The sequence below is a fragment of the Streptomyces sp. NPDC041796 genome, assembly GCF_055590785.1.
Genome location: NZ_JBVJAH010000057.1, coordinates 1 through 7379 on the forward strand (window position 1 = coordinate 1; position 7379 = coordinate 7379).

Genomic DNA, 7379 nt, shown 5'->3' on the forward strand with positions numbered 1-7379 from the left:
ATGTCATCACACTCAACGATGCTGGCGCCGCCCCTGACGGAGCGTCACCGGCGCACGGTCGCACACCCCGGCGTCACGGAAATCTTGCCAGGGCCACGTTCACGCGTACGCCGACAGGTGGTGTCGGACAGCCAGAATGATCACGTGGCTGAACGGTTGAGGCTCCGGGAGATTGACGAGGGCAGGCGGTTGCTGCGGATCATTCGCAGAGGTTCCGGTTCGGTGGTGACCTGGCGGCGGGCTCAGATGGTGCTGTTATCCGCGCAGGGCATGCCCGTGTCGAAGATCGCTGAGGTGACGTTCACCAGCAGCGACCGGGTCCGGGACGTGCTCCACAACTTCAACGCGGACGGCTTCGAGGCGCTCTACCCGAGATACAAGAGCGGCCGTCCGAAGACCTTCAGCCTCCCGGAACGCCGGGAGATCAAGAAGATCGCCAAGTCCAGGCCGGCCGGGCACGGCCTGCCGTTTCCGATCTGGAGCCTGGCCAAGCTGGCGGACTCCGCTGGCGCATCGAACACGACTACCGCGAGATGAAACAAGCCCTGGGCTGGCCCACTTCGAGGGCCGGACCTGGAACGGCTGGCACCACCACGTCACCCTCGTCTTGGCCGCCCACACCTTCTGCACGCTCCAGCGAATGACCCGGACCCCAAAAAGAGACGGCGCCGGCCTGAGCCTCTACCAGGTCGTCCGCGAGATGCAGTTACTCCTCGCGGTCTGGACCGGCGCCTGCCCCACCTATCACCGCGACATACCCACGGCGATACCGACCTGACCAAGCACTACTAGCTAGGGATGGCTCATGTTTCACCGCCGCCTGGCCCGCGACTACGAAAGCCTCCCTGAGCGCTCCGATTCACCCTGCCATGACCGAGCTCATGGCCCGCCGCGTCAGTGACAAGCACACCGTTTATGTGTACAACTTGGAACGTAACGGGCATAAATCTGTAAACCGGTACGTGAGCTGTAGTTGGTCAGAACCGCAACAGGTCCTGCTCTCGTGCCAGAACACGAACACACCGCGCTTCAGGTAGATCAACCGTTACCTGCCCGAGGTGCTGCCTTATGACGAGATAGTCCCCCATAGCCTTCTATAAGGAGGTATCCGGTGCTTCCAAGGCTCTCCATATACCAGTGCGCTGTAGCGGCCCTCGTCATGGTTAGTAGCCTCGTTTGCGGACTTCTCCTCCCGGCATCGACTGCTCAAGCCAGCACCGGCGGTATCTCCTGTACCTCCTCAACCCATGTCAGCTACCACCCTGGCCTGCGCCTGACGCCGCAAACGGTACTCGTCGACGTGGATGGCAGCCTTGAGCCGTGTACAGACTCAAGCGGCCAGGGGATCACCGCGGGATCCTACGGTGCTCGCTTGTTCGCGAGCCGTTCGTGCGCCGACCTCGCCCAGCCATCTGAGGGCCAGTACACGATCTCATGGAACGACGGCACCTACGGGTACAGCACCATCAGCTTCCAGCGAGTGACCAATCTGGTGGGCGGCACCATTGTCACCACCGAAACGGGAACGGTCATTGCTGGCGACTTCCTCGGCGCGGAAACGGTCTTCGTAACCTCAGGCCCGCACAACCCCCAAGATTGCCTCACTCCGAACGGAATTCAGGACGTGCACACGAGCGGCAACCTGACCGTCACGGGCCCATGACCTTCCTGATCAGCCCCGTAAGTCGATGGTGAGGTTTTCGGGCCGTCGGTGGGTACTACGATTCCTAATGGAGTTGTCAAGCTGCCAAGGTGACGGGAGGTATGGGGTTGTAGCACCTTCCGTCACGCAGGAGGGCCCACAAGACGTTGACGCGCCGTCGTGCGAGCGCCATGACTGCCTGGTTGTGCCGTTTTCCCTCGGCGCGCTTGCGGTCGTAGAAGCGGCGCGACTCGTCGCAGCAGCGGATGCTGATCAGTACGGAGGTGTAAAAGACGCGCTGGAGGCGTCGGTTGTAGCGCGTGGGGCGGTGCATGTTGCCGCTGATTTTCCCGGAGTCACGAGGCGCCGGGGAGACGCCGGCGAAGGCGGCCAGCCGGTCCGCGCTAGCGAAAGCGTCCATGTCGCCGCCTGTGGCGGCCAGGAATTCAGCCCCCAATAGAGCGCCGATGCCGGGCATGCTCACGATCACCTCGGCGTTGCGGTGCTGGCGAAACCGGCCCTCGATGAGCTTGTCGATCTCGGCGATCTTCTCGTTGAGGGCCATCACCTCCTTCGCCAGAGAGCGCACCACATGGGCGGTTGCGCGAGCTTGACCTGGGCAACGTCGGCCCTCTGGTACTCCTGACCGGCTACCAGACGCCGGCAGCGATTCGCCGGACCGGCCGCCGACGGCTGGCCACGTGGCTGCGCAACCGCAAGGTCCGCAGCGCCGATGAACTCGCCACGAGAGCCTTCCAGGCCGCCGAAGGCCGGCACATACCGACGGGCCCTGGAGCGGGACAAGCACGTGGTGGAGCTGTGGAAGAAGGAGGTCTGGCCCCAGGTAAAAGGCTCGCGGCGGAGTCCGGGGCCTGGACCGTCTTCGAGGACGAAGCCGGCTTCTCGATGACGCCGCCCCGTGCCCGCACCTGGGGCCGACGCGGACAGACACCCGTCATCCGCGTCCGTGGCAGGTCCCGCCGCCGGACCTCCATCGCCGCGCTGTGCTGCTACAAACCCGGCGAGAACAGCCGCCTCATCCACCGGCCCCGCGCTCACCTCCGCCTCAAGGGTGCACGCAAGAGCTTCTCCTGGCAGGACTACCGAGACCTCCTGGTCCGCGCGCACATACAGTTGGGCGGGCCGATCGTGGTGGTCTGGGACAATCTCAACACCCACTTGGCCGCCGGGCTGAAACGCTACGAAACCGAGCACGACTGGCTCACCACCGTCCGCCTCCCGGCATACGCACCAGATCTGAACCCGGTCGAGGCCGTCTGGTCACTGGTGCGCAGGGCCATGGCCAGCACCGGCCTTTGACACCCCCGACGACCTCAACCGCGTCCTCCGCCGCGAGTTACGCAGAATCCAAGTCCGGCCCCACCTTATCGACGGCTGCCTCACCGCCACCGGCCTGACCATCAACCCACCGACCCCGCCCTGAAAACCTCAGTAATGAGCAGCCGAGTCGTCGTGGGGCGCCGGGTGGCGAATCGTTGCAAGCCACAAACACGGCAGACTTCTGAAAGCCTCGCCCAGCGCCCCTGGGTGAGCCAACCCTACGAATGGCTCGCTCATCCCGATCAACAAGGTAGGGAGCTCCTGATCCCTGTGGCATCCGGGTGTGGTCGCATATCCGGAAGGCCGGGTGCCTGACCGCTGAGCGTCGGGCGTTTCGGGAGGGGATCCGGCTTCAGGCCGGGATGTGGTCTGCGGCGCGGGAGAAGATCGCGGTGACGCCAAGGACCTGCGGCTGAGTGCGCGGCCGGTGGAACTGTGGCGGCGGACCTGGCGCGAGGGGCGGCATGGAGGCCTTGCGTTCCACGGGTCCGACGAACTCTTCGGCCCTCACCGATGCCCAGTTCACCGTGCTCGAGGAGGAACTCGCCAAGGGTTCGGCCGTGCACGGCTTCGACGATCTGCGTTGGACTTTGACACGCGACACCAGGCACCCCAGGGGCCACTGCCTGCGCCAAGTTCGTGGCTCGCGGAGGTGGACAGGAGGCCGCTCTGCGGCGGGCTCGCACCACGACGACAACGGACGGCGTGCGGTGGTGGGTTTCACGGGACATGGAGACGCCGGAACCGCGCCGCTCTCTCGTGCGGCCTGTCGGCCGGGGAGATTCCCAGGCGTCCGCCCGACGTCCGCATACCCGTGAAACCCACCACCGTGACAGCACCGCTCTATCGGGAGGCCTCGTCAGCCTGCGCCTTAGAGGTGCTTTAGGGGCCTTGCTCCACAAGGCACCGTCACGAATCTGACCACCCACCGGACGGATGTCGGCCACAGCCCCCAGTGCCGATCGAGGAGCCGCGCGGCCATCACTTGCATGCCCCAGCCGACCCTGCCCGCACGGGAAGAACCGCTGGCGGAGGAAGCGATCCTGGGGTAGCCACCCACAAGGACGCGCACGTCGCCGTGGTCACCTTGCTTGGAGGCTGGCCCACCGGCAGTTCCCGGCCACCGCCGCCGGATACCCCCAACTTCCGGCGGGGGCCCGCCTTTTTGCCGTCCTGCGCCGAGCCGGTGTGAAATGCACCGGATCCTACGGAGCAATCTGATGTAGCCTCCCGGGCGCTACTGTCCTGGCTACGCTCAAGCCCTCCTGTCAGATGGATGGGCACGGCGCGCCCCGTGGTAAGCATCGCCCGTAACTTGGCGACCGGTATCAAGATCTGCTGCCCGTGAGCTTGCCCCGATGCTTTCTCCGGACGCAGGCGAGGGAGAGAAGAAGGGCGGAGAGTGCAGCCCCGGCGGTGGTCGTCGCTGAAGGGGCGTATGCGGTTGAAGAGGGTGCTGCTGACTGAGGTTGATCAGTCTCACCGTTTGAGTGATCTTGCGTGTTGTATCCTCCCGCGAGTCCCTTACGGCTATAGGATGAGGCGGGCAGCTTGTCGCCGTATCGAGCGTTAATGATTTTTTGGTAGGCGGCTAATGAAGTGTCAGGCTGCCCCTTCAGGCTGGCGCTGGCCTCTTTGTTGAGGGGCTGGACCCTGTTGGCGGCTGTAAGGCGGTACCAAGCATTTATCTGTGGCTCGGAGAAGATTTTGCTGCCTTCTGTTGCTTTTTCTGCAATGGACGCTTCCATCTCTCCCCCACGGATCCCAGCCAGTTGCCAGCTTTTGCTGTCTTGCGATTGCTGAGTCAGCAGGACGGCAGCCTGTTGGCCATTGGCGGCGCTCACACGTGATGTGAGGTAAGCCAGGCGTAGTGCTGATTTCGCGGATTTCTGCTTTCCTATTACGAACTCGGGAGTGAGCTCGTACAGCGGTAGCGGCTTGCTTAACTGGAACTTGTCCGCGCTGGCGGTGGAAGGATTCGCCTGCTGGGGAGAGCCGGTGGCCCCACCGTCAGTTTCTTGTCGCTGGCGAGTCGCCTCGAGGAACCGGGCAACGGTCCGCTGAAGCTCTGGAGAGTTGATAGTCTCCGCTGCTGCGCCGTAATTGGGAACGGTGGTGTCGTGTGCAGCGACGGCTGCTCCGCCACCCCATATCGTCAGGGCTGTGATGACTGCGGATGTTATTCCGAAGTTGCGGAGATGCTCACTGGTATGCTTCGTGTCTCGCACTGGTTTTCTCACCTAGCTTGATGCCGTGATGTGGGACCGTTCGCGGGTGGCTTGCGGGGCCAGAACAGGGGGTCGCAGTTCCGGTTTCTTTTTCTGCGGTTCGCAGGTGGCGAGGCCTTGCTAGCCGTGGATCCCGATTCTGGAGTGCGTCCATTGGAACGACTGGTTACTGCTGTATGTGTTGTAGCTCCACCACGTGTACGTCTGCGTGGAGGGCCAGGGGTCACCTACGGCGACCATTCCTGTTGTCCGGTCGTAGCCGTAGATGACGTTCATGTGGCCGCCACCGGTGCTGTAGCCAATGCGCACGGCTAAGGGCTGCCCGTTGGTGACTTCGTTGGCGACTTCGTTGAACGAGGCGCTGCGGTAGAGGTCTCTGCCACTGCTGCGGAAGCCCATCTGCTGCAGCGCGTTCGCCATATCGCCAAGGGTCGCGGGCCTGTTGTTGCAGTCGAGACGGTTGTTCTGTGCTGCGAGTCTGCAGAAGTCGTACTGGTTGTACTGACGGTATCCCCAGTAGTTGGCGATGGTCAGGCCAGAGGCGTCCCAGCACCATTGGCTTCGTACCTGTTTCTGCATAACGATGTTAAGCGAGGCACGGTCGGCTGGCCTGACGGAGTTGCAGACTGGAAGCCACGTCGTGTTTTCGTAGATGAACGCGTCGGCTAGGTAAGTTGTGCCAGTCCATATCCATCGCGGGTTGCTCTCCACGGTGTCGCCCGTAGTGCGGCAAACCATGGCAACCCGGTCCCCTACGGGCACACTTGCGACGATGCGGGAAGAGAGCGAGGGGGCTTCGCGTTGATTGATGCGGGCGTATTTACCGCGGCCCTCTATGAGGGTGCCCAGCGCGGGACCGGCTTGGGCGAGAGAGTTCAACCCTAGAAGAAGGGCACCGGATATCGCGACAGCCATGGCTGCCATGGATAACATTTTCCCGGTGCGCCTGCGGCGTCTATGCAAGATCACTCCTAATACAAGCGCTGTCTCAGGACGGCTAGCAGCTTCGTTGATCTATGTCAGCAGCCAGTCAAGGCTGCGTGGAACCACCAAGAGGCGGCTCTCCCCGTGGCCCAGAGTGGGGGCGGGTGTGACGAGTGCCCTGCATGGCGGTCAGTTGATTGCTACTGGTCTATGACGAGCGGTAACACGACACGATGCCCCCACAAGCGACCCGGGTCGGTCCTCTCGGCTGTGAGAGTGTGCCAGATGACAAAGGGAGCGAAATGACCAAAATATGCGAGCGGAAAAGGCCGCTTCACCTCGACTAATTGACGGCACGTCAAGCCTGCTTCCACTAAGGCTGTTTGGCCCGCGCAGCAAGCCGGGCTCGCAGCTTAGTGGTGTTATTTGTGACTGAATCGATACAGAGAGGCTGCTTCGATGCCTGGAGGACGTGTCGATACTGCACCGGCCAGCTAGGGCCTGTGTGAGGTCGTGATCAATCTCGGGTTCTGGTCCCGTGTGGGGGAGGGGCCTGGTAGGACTCTGGGTGTGACACGTAGGCAACTCACCGACGAGCAGTGGGAGGTCATCGAGCCGTACCTGCCGATAGGCGAGTACGGTCCGTACCCCGAGCGGCTGCGGGAACAGTTCGAGGGGTGATCTGGCGGTTCCGGTCCAGCGCCCAGTGGCGCGAGATGCCTGCCGAGTTCGGACCGTGGCCGACGGTCTGCGGACGCCTTCGCGTCTGGGCGGGACGCCGGGGTCTTCTCAGCTCTTCTGGAAGGCATGATCGCCGAGGCCGCCCGCCGTGGACAGACGGACTTATCCCTGGTCAGCGTGAACTCCACCACGGCCCGCGCTCACCACGACGCAGCCGGGATGCACATCGGCAAGGAGGTCATGGACGCCCTTGAGGAAGCCGCCGCCGAACAGGAGCGAGCCCAGCAAAAAGTGCCCCTATGGTTTTCGTCAAGCTGTTGCTGATGTGGGTGGGTGGTAGAAGGTGCCGTCGCGGAGCATGGCGAAGAGAACGTCGATGCGGTGTCGGGCGAGACAGACGAGTGCCGCGACGTGGTGCTTTCCCTCGCGTCGCTTCCTGTCGTAGTAGGCGCGTGAGTCCGGTTGTGACAGTGAACCTTTTTCATCCTGCCTCTGCGGGGCTATAAGGCCTGGTCAACTGGGGTGGTGACGTGGCAGAGCCCCCGGTCGTTGGCGGTGTTGAT

Annotated in this window: 4 protein-coding genes and 9 pseudogenes; 9 read left to right on the plus strand and 4 right to left on the minus strand. The window is 63.2% G+C overall.

Features of this window, described 5'->3' with window-relative positions:
* Positions 1 to 144: 144 nt before the first annotated feature.
* The 5 genes and pseudogenes from ACZ6C1_RS38115 to ACZ6C1_RS38135 form a co-directional block, all read left to right on the plus strand.
* A pseudogene (locus tag ACZ6C1_RS38115) lies at positions 145 to 501 on the plus strand (helix-turn-helix domain-containing protein); the annotation flags it as partial.
* Positions 501 to 643 (plus strand): annotated as a pseudogene (locus ACZ6C1_RS38120) (IS701 family transposase); the annotation flags it as partial. The pseudogenes ACZ6C1_RS38115 and ACZ6C1_RS38120, both read left to right, overlap by 1 nt.
* Positions 641 to 778, plus strand: a complete 138-nt coding sequence (locus tag ACZ6C1_RS38125; protein ID WP_469247647.1) for a hypothetical protein — start codon at positions 641 to 643, stop codon at positions 776 to 778. The pseudogene ACZ6C1_RS38120 and the gene ACZ6C1_RS38125, both read left to right, overlap by 3 nt.
* Before the next feature lie 18 nt (positions 779 to 796).
* Positions 797 to 897: pseudogene (locus tag ACZ6C1_RS38130) on the plus strand (IS5 family transposase); the annotation flags it as partial.
* 475 nt (positions 898 to 1372) lie between these two features.
* Complete coding sequence (locus tag ACZ6C1_RS38135) at positions 1373 to 1663, plus strand: hypothetical protein (RefSeq protein WP_469247644.1); 291 nt, start codon at positions 1373 to 1375, stop codon at positions 1661 to 1663.
* 76 nt (positions 1664 to 1739) lie between these two features.
* Here ACZ6C1_RS38135 and ACZ6C1_RS38140 read toward each other — a convergent pair.
* Positions 1740 to 2261 (minus strand): annotated as a pseudogene (locus ACZ6C1_RS38140) (transposase); the annotation flags it as partial.
* Here ACZ6C1_RS38140 and ACZ6C1_RS38145 point away from each other — a divergent pair.
* The 3 pseudogenes from ACZ6C1_RS38145 to ACZ6C1_RS38155 all read left to right on the plus strand — a co-directional run.
* Positions 2246 to 2419, plus strand: a pseudogene (locus ACZ6C1_RS38145) (IS110 family transposase); the annotation flags it as partial. The pseudogenes ACZ6C1_RS38140 and ACZ6C1_RS38145 sit on opposite strands and share 16 nt — an antisense overlap.
* Positions 2420 to 2423: 4 nt before the next feature.
* Positions 2424 to 3086, plus strand: a pseudogene (locus ACZ6C1_RS38150) (transposase); the annotation flags it as partial.
* Positions 3087 to 3266: 180 nt separating this feature from the next.
* Positions 3267 to 3582 (plus strand): annotated as a pseudogene (locus ACZ6C1_RS38155) (IS630 family transposase); the annotation flags it as partial.
* Positions 3583 to 4311: 729 nt separating this feature from the next.
* Here ACZ6C1_RS38155 and ACZ6C1_RS38160 read toward each other — a convergent pair.
* A complete protein-coding gene (locus ACZ6C1_RS38160; RefSeq protein WP_469247645.1) occupies positions 4312 to 5211 on the minus strand; it encodes a hypothetical protein in 900 nt (299 codons plus the stop codon).
* Between the two features lie 120 nt (positions 5212 to 5331).
* Positions 5332 to 6135 (minus strand): papain-like cysteine protease family protein, encoded by an 804-nt coding sequence (locus ACZ6C1_RS38165; protein ID WP_469247646.1) that lies wholly within the window; start codon positions 6133 to 6135, stop codon positions 5332 to 5334.
* 570 nt (positions 6136 to 6705) lie between these two features.
* On the opposite strand from ACZ6C1_RS38165, the pseudogene ACZ6C1_RS38170 reads away from it, so the two are divergent.
* A pseudogene (locus ACZ6C1_RS38170) lies at positions 6706 to 7107 on the plus strand (transposase); the annotation flags it as partial.
* An 18-nt stretch (positions 7108 to 7125) separates the two neighbouring features.
* On the opposite strand, the pseudogene ACZ6C1_RS38175 reads toward ACZ6C1_RS38170, so the two are convergent.
* A pseudogene (locus ACZ6C1_RS38175) lies at positions 7126 to 7290 on the minus strand (IS110 family transposase); the annotation flags it as partial.
* Positions 7291 to 7379: the final 89 nt, after the last annotated feature.